Source organism: Vibrio sp. MEBiC08052, from assembly GCF_001506075.1.
GTDB lineage: Bacteria > Pseudomonadota > Gammaproteobacteria > Enterobacterales > Vibrionaceae > Vibrio.
The window spans coordinates 547,551-565,216 of record NZ_KQ947475.1 but is presented as its reverse complement, the minus strand read 5'-3'; the positions used below and the strand labels follow the sequence as shown (position 1 = coordinate 565,216).

Annotated in this window: 15 protein-coding genes and 2 tRNA genes; 2 read left to right on the top strand and 15 right to left on the bottom strand. The window is 44.7% G+C overall.

Features of this window, described 5'->3' with window-relative positions; all coding sequences use genetic code 11:
• Window positions 1–60: 60 nt before the first annotated feature.
• From pnp to rlmE, 14 genes are all read right to left on the bottom strand, one after another.
• Window positions 61–2,196, bottom strand: a complete 2,136-nt coding sequence (pnp, locus tag VRK_RS02615; protein WP_059119964.1) for a polyribonucleotide nucleotidyltransferase — start codon at window positions 2,194–2,196, stop codon at window positions 61–63.
• Window positions 2,197–2,475: 279 nt separating this feature from the next.
• Window positions 2,476–2,745 (bottom strand): 30S ribosomal protein S15, encoded by a 270-nt coding sequence (rpsO, locus tag VRK_RS02610; RefSeq protein WP_038178125.1) that lies wholly within the window; start codon window positions 2,743–2,745, stop codon window positions 2,476–2,478.
• Window positions 2,746–2,877: 132 nt separating this feature from the next.
• Entirely contained in the window at window positions 2,878–3,816 is a 939-nt protein-coding gene (gene truB, locus VRK_RS02605) for a tRNA pseudouridine(55) synthase TruB (protein ID WP_059119963.1), read from the bottom strand.
• Entirely contained in the window at window positions 3,816–4,211 is a 396-nt protein-coding gene (rbfA, locus tag VRK_RS02600; RefSeq protein WP_059119962.1) for a 30S ribosome-binding factor RbfA, read from the bottom strand. Before rbfA ends, truB begins: the two co-directional genes overlap by 1 nt.
• A gap of 121 nt (window positions 4,212–4,332) precedes the next feature.
• The gene (infB, locus tag VRK_RS02595) at window positions 4,333–7,035 is read right to left on the bottom strand and encodes a translation initiation factor IF-2 (RefSeq protein ID WP_059119961.1); all 2,703 of its coding nucleotides are present in this window, start codon (window positions 7,033–7,035) and stop codon (window positions 4,333–4,335) included.
• A gap of 24 nt (window positions 7,036–7,059) precedes the next feature.
• The gene (nusA, locus tag VRK_RS02590) at window positions 7,060–8,547 is read right to left on the bottom strand and encodes a transcription termination factor NusA (protein WP_059119960.1); all 1,488 of its coding nucleotides are present in this window, start codon (window positions 8,545–8,547) and stop codon (window positions 7,060–7,062) included.
• A gap of 21 nt (window positions 8,548–8,568) precedes the next feature.
• Window positions 8,569–9,024: a ribosome maturation factor RimP gene (gene rimP, locus VRK_RS02585; protein WP_059119959.1), complete on the bottom strand. Its 456-nt coding sequence runs from the start codon at window positions 9,022–9,024 to the stop codon at window positions 8,569–8,571.
• A 238-nt stretch (window positions 9,025–9,262) separates the two neighbouring features.
• Window positions 9,263–9,339: transfer RNA gene (locus VRK_RS02580), tRNA-Met, on the bottom strand.
• 58 nt (window positions 9,340–9,397) lie between these two features.
• Window positions 9,398–9,481 (bottom strand) — tRNA-Leu (locus tag VRK_RS02575).
• A 10-nt stretch (window positions 9,482–9,491) separates the two neighbouring features.
• Complete coding sequence (gene secG, locus VRK_RS02570; protein ID WP_059119958.1) at window positions 9,492–9,836, bottom strand: preprotein translocase subunit SecG; 345 nt, start codon at window positions 9,834–9,836, stop codon at window positions 9,492–9,494.
• Window positions 9,837–10,091: 255 nt separating this feature from the next.
• Window positions 10,092–11,432, bottom strand: coding sequence for a phosphoglucosamine mutase (glmM, locus tag VRK_RS02565; protein WP_059119957.1), 1,341 nt, complete (start codon window positions 11,430–11,432; stop codon window positions 10,092–10,094).
• Between the two features lie 16 nt (window positions 11,433–11,448).
• Entirely contained in the window at window positions 11,449–12,285 is an 837-nt protein-coding gene (gene folP / locus VRK_RS02560) for a dihydropteroate synthase (protein ID WP_059119956.1), read from the bottom strand.
• Window positions 12,286–12,346: 61 nt separating this feature from the next.
• On the bottom strand, window positions 12,347–14,308 hold the full coding sequence (ftsH, locus tag VRK_RS02555; protein ID WP_082671288.1) for an ATP-dependent zinc metalloprotease FtsH: 1,962 nt from the start codon (window positions 14,306–14,308) through the stop codon (window positions 12,347–12,349).
• 98 nt (window positions 14,309–14,406) lie between these two features.
• A complete protein-coding gene (gene rlmE, locus VRK_RS02550; RefSeq protein WP_059122609.1) occupies window positions 14,407–15,036 on the bottom strand; it encodes a 23S rRNA (uridine(2552)-2'-O)-methyltransferase RlmE in 630 nt (209 codons plus the stop codon).
• Window positions 15,037–15,158: 122 nt separating this feature from the next.
• On the opposite strand from rlmE, the gene yhbY reads away from it, so the two are divergent.
• On the top strand, window positions 15,159–15,455 hold the full coding sequence (yhbY, locus tag VRK_RS02545; protein WP_021020609.1) for a ribosome assembly RNA-binding protein YhbY: 297 nt from the start codon (window positions 15,159–15,161) through the stop codon (window positions 15,453–15,455).
• A 93-nt stretch (window positions 15,456–15,548) separates the two neighbouring features.
• Here yhbY and greA read toward each other — a convergent pair whose 3' ends face one another.
• Complete coding sequence (greA, locus tag VRK_RS02540; RefSeq protein WP_059119954.1) at window positions 15,549–16,022, bottom strand: transcription elongation factor GreA; 474 nt, start codon at window positions 16,020–16,022, stop codon at window positions 15,549–15,551.
• A gap of 578 nt (window positions 16,023–16,600) precedes the next feature.
• On the opposite strand from greA, the gene VRK_RS02535 reads away from it, so the two are divergent.
• A complete protein-coding gene (locus VRK_RS02535; protein ID WP_059119953.1) occupies window positions 16,601–17,629 on the top strand; it encodes a porin in 1,029 nt (342 codons plus the stop codon).
• The last annotated feature ends 37 nt before the right edge of the window (window positions 17,630–17,666 follow it).

The window sequence follows — 17,666 nt, the reverse complement described above, 5'->3', positions numbered from 1 at the left end:
AACATCATGCTTGCAAATAAAAAAGCAACCCAATGGATAATCTAATCCTGAGGCGCGTTTCTATTCTGCGTCAGATTGCTCTTGTTGTGGTGCGTCTTCGACCGCTGGTTTTGCAACCGCTTCTTTCATACTCAAACGAATACGGTTCTGACGATCAATCTCCAACACTTTCACCTGAACTTCTTGACCTTCTTTCAGGTAATCCGTCACTTTCTCGACACGCTGATCTGCGATTTGAGAGATATGAACCAAACCTTCTTTAGCGCCAAGAACAGCCACAAAAGCACCAAAATCAACAATACGAGTTACTTTACCAGTGTAGATCCGACCAACTTCAACTTCAGCCGTCAACTCTTCGATACGACGAATCGCATGTTTAGCCGCTTCGCCTTCTGTCGCAGCGATCTTGATCGTACCATCATCTTCGATTTCAATCGTAGTTCCGGTTTCTTCAGTCAATGCGCGGATGACAGCACCACCTTTACCGATAACATCTTTAATCTTATCAGCACTGATTTTCATCGTATGGATACGCGGGGCAAACTGAGAAATATCATCACGCGCACTACCAATCGCTTTATCCATCACAGACAGAATGTGCAAACGGGCACCTTTTGCCTGATTCAAAGCGATCTGCATGATCTCTTTGGTGATCCCTTCAATTTTGATATCCATTTGCAGTGCGGTCACACCATTTGACGTACCGGCCACTTTAAAGTCCATATCACCGAGATGATCTTCATCACCCAGGATGTCAGACAGAACTACAAAATCATCATTTTCTTTGACAAGTCCCATCGCAATTCCAGCAACGGAGGCTTTAATTGGCACACCGGCATCCATCAATGCCAGTGATGAACCACATACGGAAGCCATTGAAGAAGAACCATTCGATTCTGTAATTTCAGAGACGACACGAACCGTATAAGGGAATTCATCAATCGATGGCATCACTGCCTGAATACCACGCTTCGCCAAACGACCATGACCAATTTCACGACGCTTCGGTGAACCAACAAAACCTGTTTCACCGACACAGTAAGGAGGGAAGTTATAGTGGAACAGGAAGTGATCTTTTCTCTCACCGATCAATTCATCAATAATTTGCGCATCACGCTGAGTTCCCAGCGTAGCGGTCACGATGGCTTGTGTTTCACCACGGGTAAATAGTGATGAACCATGGACGCGAGGCAGAACACCCGTACGAACATCCAGTGCCCGAACCATATCTTTTTCACGGCCGTCGATACGCGGTGCACCAGACAGAATCCGGCTACGAACGACTTGTTTTTCCAGTGAACTCAGCATGTTACGGAGTTCATTGTCATCCAGTGAGTCATCTTGCGCGAGTAACGTCGCAATGACTTCTGATTTGATCTGACCAACTCGCTCGTAACGCGCCAGTTTTTCAGTGATCTGATATGCTTCAGCAAGGCGAGTTTCCGCATGTTCAGCAACTAATGCTTTCAGGCTGGCATTGACTTCAGGTGCGCTCCATGACCATGCAGGAGTCGCAACTTCAGCAGCAAATTCATTGATGGCTTGAATCACAGCCTGTTGTTGTTCATGACCAAATACTACTGCTGAGAGCATCTCTTCTTCAGAGAGAATATCCGCTTCAGATTCAACCATCAGTACCGCATTCTCAGTACCAGCAACAACGAGATCCAGACGAGACTGTGCCAGCTCTTTCGCACTTGGGTTCAAAACAAGCTGACCATCAATGTGACCAACGCGAGCCGCACCAATCGGACCATTAAACGGAATTCCGGAAATTGCCAGCGCAGCAGAAGTACCGATCATGCTTGGGATATCTGGCTGAACATCAGGGTTCACTGCCATTACAGTAGCAATAATCTGAACTTCATTGGTAAAACCATCAGGGAACAATGGGCGAATCGGACGGTCGATCAGGCGAGCAGTCAGTGTTTCACCTTCAGAAGGGCGACCTTCACGTTTAAAGAATCCACCAGGAATTTTACCGGCTGCATAAGTCCGTTCCTGATAGTTGACCGTTAGCGGGAAGAAATCTTGACCTTCAACCGCTTCTTTTTTTCCAACCACAGAAACGAATACAGACGTATCGTCCATGGTGACCATAACTGCTGATGTTGCCTGACGTGCAATCACGCCAGTTTCGATCGTGACGGTGTGATTGCCGTATTGAAACGTTTTCACAACTGGTTTTTCAAACATTAATTATTCCTTTGCCTAGGTTATCCTAGAAATGGGTTATCAATACTCAAGGCATCACAAATCGCGACTAGTAAAAGGATACTGAACAAAATTCATTCCAATCTCCTTTGAATAGTCGCGACCTTTTGGCCGACTTCGGTGACTGTCATGCTTTGAGTCTGTGTATTGAAATCAATTGACTGACTTCAACGGTCGCTAGTATAAACTACTCAAGCGCCCTTTGGCTAAATTTAGCCATTAAAAAAGGGGCTTTCGCCCCTTTTTTGTACAAATCCAATCTTAGCGACGTAGGCCAAGACGTTGGATAAGGTCGTGGTAACGATCCAGATCTTTACCTTTCAGGTAATCCAGAAGCTTACGACGACGAGAAACCATGCGTAAAAGACCACGACGGCTATGGTGATCGCCTTTGTGTTCTTTGAAGTGACCTTGAAGGTGGTTGATTGAAGCTGTCAATAGAGCGACCTGAACTTCTGGTGAACCAGTGTCGCCTTCGCCACGCGCGTAATCAGCAACGATTGCTGCTTTAGTTTCTGCATTCAGAGACATAATTTCTCTCCTAAGAGTTTGGGTTTTAGTTTGTGTCAGCCAATCTCTGATTCAGCCGACACGAGGAGCGGGGATTATAGAGAATATTCCCTATCCCCGCAATAGCGAATCATTCGGAAAATAGCCCATATTTTATTGACGAAAAACGACTAATCGTTTCGGTGCTATTTTGCCGTCATCATCAATTTCACCGACACCGATAAAGAGTTGTTCTTCACCGGCAGTCAAACGCACTGTACCGCTTGTCGGTATACCGAAAACCTGAACAGCCTGACCTTTCTGGACCATTTCTGCCAAATCAGGAATCAGATTTATTTCTGGTAATGACTGAACCGCGGAATCCATCGGTAACAGGAGCGGATCGAGTAAAACTCTTGGGGCGACATCCTGTTCACGCGCTGCTTCGAGGATATTTTCAAGCTCATCAAGAGTCACCATCCGCTCTGCCGGATACTGCGCAACAGCCGTACGGCGTAAATATGTCACATGGGCACCACAACCTAACATTTCACCGAGATCATCAACGATGGTACGGATATAGGTTCCTTTGGAACAACGGATCTCCATCTCAACTTCATCCGCTTCATAGCGGAGCAGTTCAATAGAGTAAACAGTGATCTGACGGGCCTCTCTGGGCACTTCGATGCCTTCCCGTGCATACTCGTATAAAGGACGACCTTGATACTTTAATGCTGAAAACATTGAAGGAATCTGAGCGGTTTCGCCTTTAAATTTCTCGATCGATTGCATCAGCAATGATTCGGAGATTTGAACTGGCCGAGTCTCAACAATCTCGCCATCTGAATCTGACGTATTGGTGCGAACACCGAGCTTTGCAATCACCCGATACTTCTTATCAGAATCGAGCAGAAATTGGGAAAATTTGGTCGCTTCCCCCAGACAAATCGGTAGCATCCCAGTTGCCAGAGGATCTAATGCCCCTGTATGTCCGGCTTTTTCCGCAAAGAAAATTCGTTTCACTTTTTGGAGCGCATCATTGGATGAAATTCCCGTAGGTTTATCCAATAAAATGATGCCATCCACCGGCCGACCTTTCCGACGACGAGCCATTACGCCTCCTCATCCGAACCTGATTCATCTCTTTTGCGTTTGTCTTCATCAACGGCTTGGTTGACCAGATTCGACATGCGTATCCCCTCAACCAAAGTATCATCATAAACAAAACGAACTTCAGGTGTCAGACGCAGACGAATCCGCTTGCCTAACATCATTCGAATATGAGATTCATGCTCTTTCAACGCTTTCAGGCAAGTTTCCGGCGTCTGTTCCCCAACACATAAGAAGGAAACATACACTTTGGCATAAGCCAAATCCCGGGAAACTTTTACCTCAGAAATTGTCACCATACCAAGGCGAGAATCTCTGACTTCACGCTGCAATATCATTGCTAGCTCTTTTTGCAGCTGCTGAGAAACGCGCTGCGTACGACTAAAATCTTTTGCCATATTTAAACTTTCTCATAGAAAGAATGGGGGGATGGTCTAGCCAACCCCCCCATGGTGTATTCAACAACCAACAATCCATTCAACAACTATTTAGGTGATCAAGTGATATCACCCGTAACAGTTAGTCGATTGAACGTTTAATTTCCACTGTTTCAAAGACTTCGATCTGGTCACCAACGCGGACATCGTTATAGTTTTTCACACCGACACCACATTCATAACCACTCTTCACTTCTGCAACATCATCTTTAAAGCGACGGAGTGACTCCAGTTCACCTTCATAGATAACGACGTTATCACGCAGAACGCGAATTGGATTATTCCGTTTAATCAGTCCTTCTGTAACCATACAGCCAGCGATAGCACCCAGTTTCGGCGAACGGAAGACATCACGGACTTCAGCCAGACCGATAATCTCCTGTTTAAATTCAGGCGCTAACATACCGCTCATCGCCTGTTTCACTTCATCAATCAATTGATAGATGATGGAGTAGTAGCGCAGATCTAGGTTCTCTGCTTCGATGGTTCGGCGGGCAGAAGCATCGGCACGGACGTTAAAGCCCAGGACGATTGCATTCGATGCAGCAGCCAATGTTGCGTCAGTTTCGGTAATACCACCCACACCGGAGCCAACAATGTTTACTTTCACTTCATCAGTTGAAAGTTTAACCAATGCATCGGTAATTGCTTCAACCGAGCCTTGAACATCAGCTTTAAGCACAATATTCAGTTCAGCAACTTCACCGGCAGTCATATTAGAGAACATATTCTCCAGTTTAGCTTTCTGCTGACGAGCCAGTTTCACTTCGCGGAATTTACCCTGACGGTAGTTCGCAACTTCACGGGCTTTACGCTCATCACGCACAACTGTCGCTTCATCACCCGCAGCAGGAACACCGGAAAGACCAAGTACTTCGACAGGAATAGATGGACCAGCTTCCAGCACTTCATCACCGACTTCGTCACGCATTGCTCTGACCCGGCCATACTCCTGACCACAAAGCAGAATATCACCTTTGCGCAGCGTACCTGACTGAACCAAGATCGTTGCGACAGGGCCGCGGCCTTTATCCAGACGGGACTCGACAACGACACCAGAACCCATGCCGTCAGCAACAGCGGTCAGTTCCAGAACCTCAGCTTGCAGAAGAATCGCTTCCAACAAGGCATCCACGTTGGTTCCCTGTTTGGCAGAGATATGAACGAACATATTCTCACCACCCCATTCTTCAGGAATGATGTCATACTGTGCCAGCTCATTCTTCACGTTGTCCGGATTGGCTTCTTCTTTATCGATCTTGTTCACTGCAACAATTAGCGGTACTTTCGCTGCTTTTGAGTGCTGAATCGCTTCAATCGTTTGAGGCATAACACCATCATCTGCCGCAACGACCAACACCACGATATCCGTCGCCTGAGCACCACGAGCACGCATTGCTGTAAATGCCGCGTGTCCCGGAGTATCGAGGAAAGTAATCATGCCGTTATCAGTTTCAACATGATAAGCACCGATATGCTGGGTAATACCACCGGCTTCACCGGATGCAACGTGCGTACGACGAATATAATCCAGTGTTGAAGTTTTCCCGTGGTCAACGTGTCCCATAATGGTAACAACCGGCGCACGAGGAACGGCTTCAGAAGTGCTATCACGGTCAGAAAGAACCGCTTCTTCCAGTTCATTCTCTTTACGGAGAATGACTTTATGGCCCATTTCTTCGGCAACAAGCTGTGCAGTTTCCTGATCAATCACTTGGTTGATCGTCGCCATCGCACCCATTTTCATCATGACTTTGATGACTTCGGTGCCTTTCACTGACATTTTCTGAGCCAGTTCGGAAACAATAATTGTTTCACCGATAACAACGTCAGATTTTGCAACAGTCGCATTTTTATCAAAACCTTGCTGCATTGAAGAAGGTTTTCCCCGCCCCCGATTCGAGTTACGTCCACCTTTTCCACCACGAGGACGCATATCGCGTTCTTGGCGTTGTTCATCGCGAGCAGAAGCTCTTTTCTTCGCTTTTGCGCGACGACTACCTTCATCTCGACGGTCTGCTTCGTCTTCTGCCTCTTGGGCATAACGAGAAGTAGTTAGATGGTAATCTGTATATTCGTCTTCCATAGCACCTTTATTCTCTTCTGCAGCAGACCAACGCTCTTGATTCTTTTCAGCCAATTCACGCGCTTTTTCGAGCTGACGCTGACTTTCCTCTTCAGCTTTACGTCTCAATTCTTCTTCCTGACGACGCATCAGTGCTTCGGCTTCTTGTCGCGCTGCCTCTTGCTTGGATTTCTCTTCATCAGAAAGTTCAACTTTCTGACTGCTTTTCTCTTCACGCTTCGCTTTTTCTTCAGCTTCACGCTTCATCTGCTCTTCAACTTCCCGCTTTGCTTTTTCTTCAGCTTCACGTTTAGCTTGAGCTTCCAATCTTGCTTTTTCAGCTTCTAACTTTGCTTTCTCTTCAGCTTCACGCAGGGCAGCTTCTTCTGCCTGACGTTTTGCTTCATCTTCGATTGCACTACGCTTAACATACGTACGTTTTTTGCGCACTTCAACCTGAACATTCTTACTTTTACCACCCCCCGCATTCACACTGAGTGTGCTGCGAGTTTTTCGCTGTAATGTCAAACGAGTCGGTTCGTCCTTTGAAGAGCTGCCACCGTGCTCTTTACGAAGGAAAGTTAACAGTTTCTGTTTTTCATTTTCAGAAACACTATCCGATCCCGTTTTTGTCATTCCTGCGTCAGCAAGTTGCTCTAATAAGCGGTCAACTGGTGTACCAATCTCTTCACTCAGTGCTTTAACTGTAAGTTCTGTCATGCCGCTTTCTCCCCTTGCTGAAAATTACGCGTCTTCGCCAAACCAACAAATATTACGCGCAGCCATAATTAATTCTCCAGCGCGTTCTTCTGTCAGTCCTTCGATACCTTCAAGATCATCAATTCCCTGATCAGCCAAATCTTCGAGAGTTATAACCCCTTTAGCTGCCAGTTTGTAAGCCATATCACGCTCAAGACCAGATAGATTCAGCAGATCCTCAGCTGGCTCACCTCCATCCAGTGATTCTTCTCTAGCCAAAGCAAGAGTTGTCAGTGCATCTTTTGCACGAGTACGCAATTCTTCAACAAGGTCTTCATCCAACCCGTCAACCTCAAGCAACTCATTCACTGGTACATAGGCAACTTCTTCTAATGTGGAGAAGCCTTCTTCAACCAACAATTCAGCAAAGTCCTGCTCAATAGCCAGATGCTTCATGAACAACTCAATCGATTCAGTTGATTCTTCTTGATGTTTCTTCTGAAGATCTTCAACTGTCATCACATTGAGTTCCCAGCCAGTTAACTGAGAGGCCAAACGAACATTCTGCCCACTACGGCCAATTGCCTGAGCTAAATTGTCGGCTTCAACAGCAATGTCCATCGAGTGAGCATCTTCATCAACGATGATAGAAGCAACATCAGCAGGTGCCATTGCATTAATTACAAACTGAGCTGGGTTATCGTCCCACAGCACAATATCAATACGCTCGCCACCCAATTCACTGGAAACCGCCTGAACCCGTGCACCACGCATCCCAACACATGCACCGACTGGATCAATGCGTTTATCGTTGGTTTTCACCGCGATTTTAGCTCTGGAACCCGGATCGCGAGATGCGCCTTTCAGCTCGATTAATTCTTCACCAACTTCTGGGACTTCAACACGGAATAATTCAGCCAGCATTTCAGGCTTAGAGCGTGTAATGAAGAGCTGGAACCCACGCGCTTCAGGTCTAACCGCATAAAGCAGGCCACGAACGCGATCACCAGGACGGAAGTTTTCTCGGGGAAGTTGATCTTCTCGCAAAATCACAGCTTCTGCGTTATTCCCGAGATCAAGAATAATACTATCTCGGCTAACTTTCTTCACGGCACCGGTAACAAGCTCACCTTCATTATCAATAAACTGCTCAACGATTTGAGCCCGTTCAGCTTCACGAACTTTCTGGACAATCACCTGTTTCGCAGTCTGGGTGGTGATTCGGTCGAACTTAACCGATTCAATTTGATCTTCAATAAAGTCACCCAACTCAATCGAATCATCATCAAATTGAGCTGCTTCGACTGAAATTTCTTTGGTCGGATTCTGAACTTCTTCCACAACCAACCAGCGACGGAATGTTTCAAACTCACCAGTTTTTCTATCAATTGCAACACGAACATCAATGTCAATGTCGTATTTTTTCTTAGTCGAAGTAGCTAACGCAGTTTCAAGCGCTTCAAAAATACGTTCACGAGGAACAGCCTTCTCGTTTGAAACCGCCTCAACTACCGCTAAAATTTCTTTACTCATTATTTCCAGCCTCTTTAAGACTTAAAATTTAGGGATCAGATTAGCTTTTGAAATATTGCTGAGCGCGAATTGTTCTTCTTGCTCATCAACAGTAACCACAATAGTTTCACCATCAACCGATTGGATGATACCTTTCCATTTGCGGCGGTTTCCAACAGCCATTTTCAAAACAATATTGACCTCGTGACCAATAAATTGCTCATAGTGTTCAGATTTAAATAAAGGTCTGTCTACGCCAGGTGAAGAAACTTCAAGGTTATAAGCCACAGAAATAGGATCTTCCACATCAAGCACAGCACTGACCTGACGACTCACCTCAGCACAGTCATCCACAGTAATACCATTGTCATGATCAATATAAATTCGTAGCGTCGAGTGTGCTCCGGCACGAACAAACTCTAATCCGACTAATTCATAACCTGCAGCAACAACAGGTGCCTCAAGTAATTCAGAAAGTTGTTTTTCTAACCCTGTCATTTAAACGACTCCAGAAACAAAAAAAGGGCTATGAGCCCAATTTCAATTCCAAGCAAACAGACCAAATCTTTGATATATGAACAGTCATCACTACTCATACACAAGAATCAGATAATAAAAAACCCCGATAGTCGGGGTTTTTATCTATGCTGGACCCTGAATGTTAAGACGCTGTCTTAACACATAGTGAGATACTATTTCTCACTATCAAACCTGCAACAACCAATTCAACAAAAATTGGTTGCGGGGGCCGGATTTGAACCGACGACCTTCGGGTTATGAGCCCGACGAGCTACCAAGCTGCTCCACCCCGCGTCCGACTTGCTGAGCATTATACGCTCTCAATCTTCATTTACAAGTTTGTAAAGAATAATGGTGCCGAGAGAGGGACTCGAACCCTCACACCATAGGCGCTAGCACCTCATGCTAGTGTGTCTACCAATTTCACCATCTCGGCTAAATTCTTTTTACTGTGGTATTTCGCTGCCGTTTGAGTTATCTGCAGGAACACCACTATCATCAGTCTGAGTTTGCTCTTGAACCGCTTGATTCTGAGCAGGATCAACCCATTGCGACTTCGCTTTATGTGTTGATAGATTCCCTAATACCAAACTAACAATTAGAAACACAATTGCAAAAATTGCAGTCATTCGGGTTAAGAAGTTTCCAGAGCCACCGGCACCAAATACTGTATTTGAAGCACCAGCCCCGAATGAGGCTCCCATATCTGCGCCTTTACCTTGTTGAATCAACACCAATCCGATGATAGCAACCGCTGCTAACAGGTAAATCACAAGTAGAACTGTAAACATAACATATCCACCTATGTTCCAAATTGTTGAGCCAGCGCCATTCTCATCTATCGACGTGAACTAGGCTAGCGCCCTCCTTCTCGGAAGTGGGGGCAATACTAACGAAAGGATTTAAAACTGGCAAGAGGATAAATTACTTTTTTTTCAAATTCATGGTTAAGCGGTTAAAAAAGGGACAACCACACTCTTTTCATCATTCAAACAACGTGAATATAAGCAAAGGAACCATCAAATTGAAGGTTCCTTTTGACAGATTCAACAGCTTGCCTTAACGACATCCGCAATTTTCAAGGCAGATTCCCGAACTAAAATTTCGTCTTCACCTTCAACCATAACTCGAAGTAAGGGTTCAGTACCTGATTTTCTCAACAAAACTCGCCCTTTGTCCCCTAATTCAGCTTCAACTGCCTCAACACACTGTTTTACGGCCTCGGCATCGAGTGGATTAGAATCCCCGCTGAAACGAACATTTTCCAGCACCTGTGGGAAAAGTTTCATGCCGTTGGATAATTCACTCAGAGACATTTCGCTATCAACGACAACCGTCAAAACCTGTAGAGCGGCAACAATCGCATCTCCGGTTGTCATCTTATCCAGTAAGATCACATGCCCTGAATTTTCTGCACCGATTTTCCAGTTTTTTTCCAGCAGCTTTTCCATGACATATCGGTCCCCGACAGCTGCCCGAGCAAACGGGATACCCAGTTGCTTCAACGCGACCTCCATGCCAAGGTTGGTCATCAATGTACCGACGACACCACCTTTCAGCTCTCCCTTGCGTAGCAAATATCGAGCAATAATATAGGCAATCTGATCACCATCGACTTTACAACCCAATGCATCCACCATGATGATACGATCACCATCACCATCAAATGCCAATCCTATATCCGCTTTTTCTTCCAACACTTTCTGCTGGAGCGCTCTGATATCTGTCGCACCGACCTGTTCATTAATATTTAAGCCATTGGGATTGACACCAATAGCAATCACATCAGCGCCTAGCTCTCTGAAAACACTTGGAGCAATATGATAAGTGGCACCATGAGCACAATCCACGACAATTTTTAGCCCGGCTAAACTTAATCTGGATGGGAAAGTACTTTTACAAAACTCGATATAACGACCTGCGGCATCGGTTAAGCGGGAGGCTTTTCCTAATTCAGCAGAGGGAACACACTCAATGACTTTATCCAGTTCTTGTTCAATTTCGAGTTCCACCTCATCAGGTAACTTTGTTCCTTCAGAAGAAAAAAACTTGATGCCATTATCATCATATGGATTATGAGATGCAGAAATCACGATCCCTGCTTCAGCGCGAAAAGTTTGTGTCAGGTAAGCAACAGCCGGTGTCGGCATCGGTCCGGTTAACGTGGCTTCGAGACCGGCAGCAGCCAAACCGGCTTCCAGCGCTGATTCCAACATATAGCCGGAGATACGAGTATCCTTACCGATAATCACTTTACGGGTTCCCTGTTTCGATAAAACTCGACCGGCAGCCCATCCGAGTTTCATCACGAAGTCAGGGGTGATAGGGAATTGTCCAACCTTTCCCCGAACTCCGTCGGTACCAAAATAGCGTCTGTGATTCGACATCGATATTCCTATTTTCTTATGATTGATTCGCTTGAATCATACTGATTATTTTCATCGCTTCAACAGTTTCATCGACATCATGAACTCGGAAGATCTGTGCGCCTTGCATAGCAGCAACCGCAGCGCAGACAACACTCGCAACCATACAATCAACGGGGCGTTTACCAAGAAATTTATGCAGCATTGTTTTTCTGGACAGCCCAATCAGCAATGGCAAGCCAAACTGATGAAAAATTTTCAGATTCGCTAATAGATGGTAATTATGTTCAAGCGTTTTGCCAAAACCAAAGCCAGGATCAAGGATAATGTTTTCTCGTCTAATACCAGCCTTTTCACATACGGTAATTCTGCCACTTAAAAACGTGTAGACTTCCTGAAGAACATCACGATATTCAGGGCGCTCCTGCATGGTTTCGGGCTGCCCTTGCATGTGCATTAAACAGACGGGAATATCCGCCTTCGCAACGACCTCTAATGCACCCGGCTCCTGAAGTGAACGAATGTCATTAATCAGATCCGCGCCGGCATCAATACTCTGTTGCATCACTTCAGCTTTACTTGTATCAACAGAAATCCATATGTCCGGATATTTTTGTCGAATGGCGCTAACCACAGGAACCACCCGTTTCAATTCTTCTTCTACAGTAACTTCAGCCGCTCCCGGGCGAGTTGACTCTCCACCGACATCAACGATTGTTGCCCCGGCGCGAATCATTGAATCTGCATGAGCTAATGCTTTTTCCAGAGAGGTAAACCGTCCGCCATCAGAAAAAGAATCAGGCGTCGTATTCAAAATCCCCATCACCTGAGGACAACTCAAACTTAAGGTTTTATTGGATGTCCGAATCTCCATAACACTCCCATAATAGCAAAAGCCCCGACTATACCGGGGCTTTTTTCACAGACAAGACGATTTACTCAGTTCGTCCATTTTGATCATCACTATCTGATTTGTCCTGCGGTTCCTCATTTTGAGTTTTATCCGGCGTCGTATCACTAGTCTGTTCAGTTGATTTCATTTTTTCTTGAGCTGCAAGCTCTTGCTCAACCCATCCGGCAGGATCTCTAATTTCGGATTTTCGATCCATCAAATCATCGATTTGACCGGCATCAATTGTTTCATACTTCATCAATGCATCTTTCATCGAATGCATGATATCCATATTATCCAACAGGATCTTTTTCGCTCTTTCGTAATTTCGATCAATAATTTTACGAATCTCATCATCGATCAATTTTGCCGTATCGTCAGACATGTGTTTCGTTTTCGTAACACTCCGTCCCAGAAAAACCTCACCCTCTTCTTCGGTATACAGCAATGGACCTAATTTTTCGGAGAATCCCCATTGGGTCACCATTTTACGTGCAATATCTGTCGCGCGCTCAATGTCGTTTGACGCCCCCGTTGATACTTTATCTGCACCATAAATCAATTCTTCAGCAAGACGTCCACCATAAAGACTGGAAATCATTGACTCTAAATGTTGCCGAGACATACTGATACGATCTTGCTCCGGCAAGTACATGGTGACGCCTAAAGCGCGACCACGCGGAATAATCGACACTTTATAAACAGGGTCATGCTCAGGCACTAAACGTCCAACGATAGCATGCCCTGCCTCATGATACGCAGTTGACGCTTTGATTTCTTCTGACATCACCATGGAACGCCGCTCGGCCCCCATCATAATTTTGTCTTTCGCCAGTTCAAACTCAACCATCGAAACATTACGTTTATTTCCCCGGGCTGCGAACAGTGCCGCTTCATTGACTAAGTTCGCCAAATCTGCACCAGAAAAACCCGGTGTACCACGAGCAATCAGTGAAGCATCCACATCGTTAGCCGTCGGAACTTTACGCATGTGAACTTTCAGGATCTGTTCACGGCCACGGATATCCGGCAGTCCAACCACAACCTGACGGTCAAAACGACCGGGACGTAACAACGCGGGGTCTAAAACATCCGGACGGTTGGTCGCAGCGATAACAATGATACCTTCATGTCCTTCAAAACCGTCCATTTCAACCAACATTTGGTTCAATGTCTGTTCACGCTCATCGTGTCCACCGCCGACACCGGCACCACGTTGACGCCCGACGGCATCAATTTCATCGATAAATATGATACAAGGAGAAGCTTTCTTGGCCTGTTCAAACATGTCTCTGACCCGAGAAGCACCGACCCCAACGAACATTTCAACAAAATCAGAACCTGAGATGGTAAAAAACGGGACTTTCGCTTCACCGGCAATGGCTTTCGCTAACAACGTTTTCCCGGTACCCGGAGGACCAACCATTAGAACACCTGTTGGAATTTTTCCGCCAAGTTTCTGAAAACGGCTCGGGTCACGCAAATAATCAACCAGCTCTTTAACATCTTCCTTCGCTTCATCACAACCAGCGACATCACCGAACGTTGTTTTAATCTGCTCTTCAGTCATCATACGGGCTTTGCTCTTACCGAACGACATGGCACCTTTACCACCACCGCCCTGCATCTGTCGCATAAAGAAGATCCAGACACCGATCAAGAGAATCATCGGGAACCAAGAGATGAAAATCGTACCCAGTAAACTTTGTTCTTCAGGAGGCGTTCCCTGAACTTTTACATTCTGATTAATCAGATCATCGAGCAGCTTCTGATCGTAGACTGGCATGTACGTTACATAACGAGTACTACTGCCTCGGCGGGTAAAAGTAATCTCACTATCTTTGAATTGAGCTTCCTGAATTTGACCCTGCCCCACTTCTTTCACAAAAGTGGTATAGTCAACCGCCCTGCCACTATTATCTCCAGGGCCAAAGCTCTGAAATACGGACATTAAGACAACGGCGATAACCAGCCATAATATTAAATTTTTTGCCATGTCACTCAAGGTGTAAGCCTCGCGATAACTAGTTGTAATTAAAGGTAGGGTACTACAGATTATAGTATGTCGCTACCGTATCGACAGCGCCTGAGCCCCGTAAATGGTTACCCTTTGTAACCAATTGCTACAATATAGACTTCCCGAGAGCGCGCTCTCGATGAGTCTGGTTTTCTTATTTTAACCACTTTAAACAGTGACCGGACATCTTTCACGTATTGCTCAAAGCCTTCTCCCTGAAAAACTTTGACAATAAAGCTACCATTCTCAGCAAGCACTTGTCGACACATGTCTAGGGCCAATTCTACCAAATACATTGCTCTGGGCTGATCAACGGATAAATTTCCGGCCATGTTGGGTGCCATATCAGACATCACAACATCGACAAGGTTCGGAGAAATTCTATCGAGTAACGCATTTAAAATAGACTCTTCCCGAAAATCGCCTTGAAGAAAGGCAACACCGGCAATCGAATCCATCGGCAAAATATCACACGCAATAATCTGCCCTGAATCACCGACAACATTCGCAGCATACTGAGACCATCCACCAGGGGCAGCGCCCAAATCAACCACTGTCATTCCCGGTTTGAGCAGTTTATCTTTCCCTTGGATTTCTTCTAGTTTGAAGATAGCACGAGAACGATAACCTTTCTTCTTCGCATCATTTACATATTTATCATCAAAATGCTCTTTCAGCCATCGGCCTGAGCTCGCAGAATGCTTATTTTTACTCATTTCTGTTCCAATACAAATCACTTCACCAGATAAACAAGGGACGGAAGATGTGGTCATCTTCCATAGATGGCGCTAAAATAGCTGTTTTCAACCCTCATATAGTAAATTAAATTGGCTGCATCATGAACCTAAGCACTAAACAAAAACAGCATTTAAAGGGCTTAGCCCACCATTTGAAACCCGTCGTCCTCATGGGCGCAAATGGCCTGACAGAAGCCGTGCTTGCAGAGATCGAAATTGCACTTGATCATCACGAATTAATCAAAGTCAAAGTTGTGTCAGAAGATCGGGAAACCAAGCAGCTGATTATTGACGCAATTATTCGAGAAACCGGTGCTGAAAAAATCCAAACCATCGGTAAAGTACTGGTGTTATACCGCCCTTCAGAACAGCGAAGAATTGAAATTCCTAGAAAGTAAAATGGAATGCCTAGAAAGATAAGAAAAGCCGCTGAAGCGGCTTTTTTATTATCACAATATCAGCAAAAACATCGATAAATAGCTATTGCTATTTTATTTATATTCAACTTTATCGATATCAAAAGTTTTTTCACCACCCGGGGTTACGATGGTGACTTCATCTCCTTCAATCTTGCCAATCAGTCCCCGGGCAATCGGAGAACTGACTGAAATACGTCCTGCTTTAATATCAGCTTCATCATCACCAACAATTTGGTAACTTTTTTCTTCATCGGTTTCCACATCGACCAAAGTCACCGTGGAACCAAAAATAATTTTACCGGAATTATCAAGCTTCGTGACATCAATGACTTGAGCCATGGACAGTTTATACTCTATGTCGCGAATTTGGGCTTCACAGATTCCCTGTTCTTCCCGGGCAGCATGATATTCTGCATTTTCCTTCAGATCTCCCAGTTCACGAGCTTCAGCAATCGCCTGTGAAATCTTTGGCCGTAATTTCAGGAGTCGGTCAAGCTCTTCACGAAGGAGTTGCTCGCCACGAACCGTCATTGGAACTTTTTCCATTTTATACCTCGAAACCAAAGTTATCTTTGGACAAAACAAAACTACCCAATCCCAAGGATTAGGTAGTTTTTCATTCAAATTGATTATCCCAGTGTAAACAAAGTTGGTAGCGAAATCATCTAAATTCAAGATCCCAATTTATAAATCTTTGACGCCACTACATTGGAACGCTGACTCGCATATATAAAAAATTGATCCATGCCACAGAACATTATTCTAAATATGAAGCAAAAGTCGTAAAAAAAAATAAATATAGATCAAATTTTTCAAGTAATGGAACTTTACAAAAACACAAAAAAAACATTTGAAAACATAGCTTTGATATTTATTTACACCCAATAAAACATCGTTCGCCACGTCGATTTATATCATTTTACTAACTTCGTTCTACCTTTGCATGTACAACTAGATTACGAGAAAGGCGAAAAGTTCAATGTTTCATAACTTTTTTATTTATGCTGCATTGTACGTATTCGCATCACAGATGATGGACGATAGTCGCTCGGATACCTCGCTTAACAGGTCAGACCGATTATGTTCTTCAACGTTTATGGACAGTAAATTTTAGGATTAACAAGATGAAAAAAACTCTGATCGCTCTTGCAGTGGCAGGTGCTGCAGTGGCAACTGGCGTGAACGCTGGTGAACTATACAACCAAGACGGCACATCCCTAACGATGAAAGGACGTGTCGAAGGCATTCTTTCTCTGAAAGATGGCGATGCATCAGATAAATCTCGTACTCGTCTGGGTTTCTTAGGTAAACAGGAAATCAATGACAACCTGTACGGCTTGGGTTACTTCGAAGGTCAATTTACATCAGATGATAGCGCATCAACCGATCCAGCTAAACCTATAGACAATGATAACGGTAAGTTCGTATCTCGTTATACTTACGCTGGTCTGGGTGGTACATACGGTTTGGTGACCTATGGTAAACAAGACGGTGTTCTGACTCCTCTGTCTGATTTTACCGATATCATGTCATACCATGGTGATAGTTCTGTCAATAAACTAACTGCACTTGACCGTACTGACAACCTTCTAAAATATGCTGGTTCATTTGATAACCTGAATGTATTCGCAGAATACCGTTTCGCTGACCGTACTAAAACAGGTACTGGTGTAAACACGACTTATACCGATAACAAACAAGATGGTTATGGTCTGTCTGCAACCTACGCGCTGGCTGATATCGGTGTTGACCTAGGTTTAGGTTACGGTGCACAAGACGATGACAATCAAATCGTTGCGACAGTTGCGTATACACTGAATGACCTGTATCTGTCGGCATTGTACAGCCACATCGACTACGATGCGGCAGGTGCTGATAACTATGACGGTTATGAAGTTGCAGCTTCTTACACCATTGACAAAACTAAGCTGATTGCCACATATAACTATGGTGAAACAAGCGATACTAATGTCAATAACCTTGCATTAGAAGTTGCTTATTACTTCCAGCCAAACTTCCGCAGCTATGTGTCTTACAACATCAACATGCTTGATAAAGGTGATACATATAAAAACGCTGCCGGTACAGTTACATCTGTTAAAGATACGGAAGAACAAGATGAGATGGTTGTAGGTCTACGCTACGACTTCTAATCTGAACCAGATTTAAGATCCTTAAAACGCCCGCGCT

Excerpts from the sequence above, each read along its gene's own strand:
- greA (WP_059119954.1), bottom strand. The coding sequence starts at position 16,022 with ATGGAAAAAGTTCCAATGACGGTTCGTGGCGAGCAACTCCTTCGTGAA.
- folP (WP_059119956.1), bottom strand. The coding sequence starts at position 12,285 with ATGGAGATTCGGACATCCAATAAAACCTTAAGTTTGAGTTGTCCTCAG.
- truB (WP_059119963.1), bottom strand. The coding sequence starts at position 3,816 with ATGGCTCGTCGTCGGAAAGGTCGGCCGGTGGATGGCATCATTTTATTG.
- VRK_RS02535 (WP_059119953.1), top strand. The coding sequence starts at position 16,601 with ATGAAAAAAACTCTGATCGCTCTTGCAGTGGCAGGTGCTGCAGTGGCA.
- rpsO (WP_038178125.1), bottom strand. The coding sequence starts at position 2,745 with ATGTCTCTGAATGCAGAAACTAAAGCAGCAATCGTTGCTGATTACGCG.
- glmM (WP_059119957.1), bottom strand. The coding sequence starts at position 11,432 with ATGTCGAATCACAGACGCTATTTTGGTACCGACGGAGTTCGGGGAAAG.
- pnp (WP_059119964.1), bottom strand. The coding sequence starts at position 2,196 with ATGTTTGAAAAACCAGTTGTGAAAACGTTTCAATACGGCAATCACACC.
- rbfA (WP_059119962.1), bottom strand. The coding sequence starts at position 4,211 with ATGGCAAAAGATTTTAGTCGTACGCAGCGCGTTTCTCAGCAGCTGCAA.
- rimP (WP_059119959.1), bottom strand. The coding sequence starts at position 9,024 with ATGACAGGGTTAGAAAAACAACTTTCTGAATTACTTGAGGCACCTGTT.
- yhbY (WP_021020609.1), top strand. The coding sequence starts at position 15,159 with ATGAACCTAAGCACTAAACAAAAACAGCATTTAAAGGGCTTAGCCCAC.
- rlmE (WP_059122609.1), bottom strand. The coding sequence starts at position 15,036 with ATGAGTAAAAATAAGCATTCTGCGAGCTCAGGCCGATGGCTGAAAGAG.
- infB (WP_059119961.1), bottom strand. The coding sequence starts at position 7,035 with ATGACAGAACTTACAGTTAAAGCACTGAGTGAAGAGATTGGTACACCA.
- secG (WP_059119958.1), bottom strand. The coding sequence starts at position 9,836 with ATGTTTACAGTTCTACTTGTGATTTACCTGTTAGCAGCGGTTGCTATC.
- nusA (WP_059119960.1), bottom strand. The coding sequence starts at position 8,547 with ATGAGTAAAGAAATTTTAGCGGTAGTTGAGGCGGTTTCAAACGAGAAG.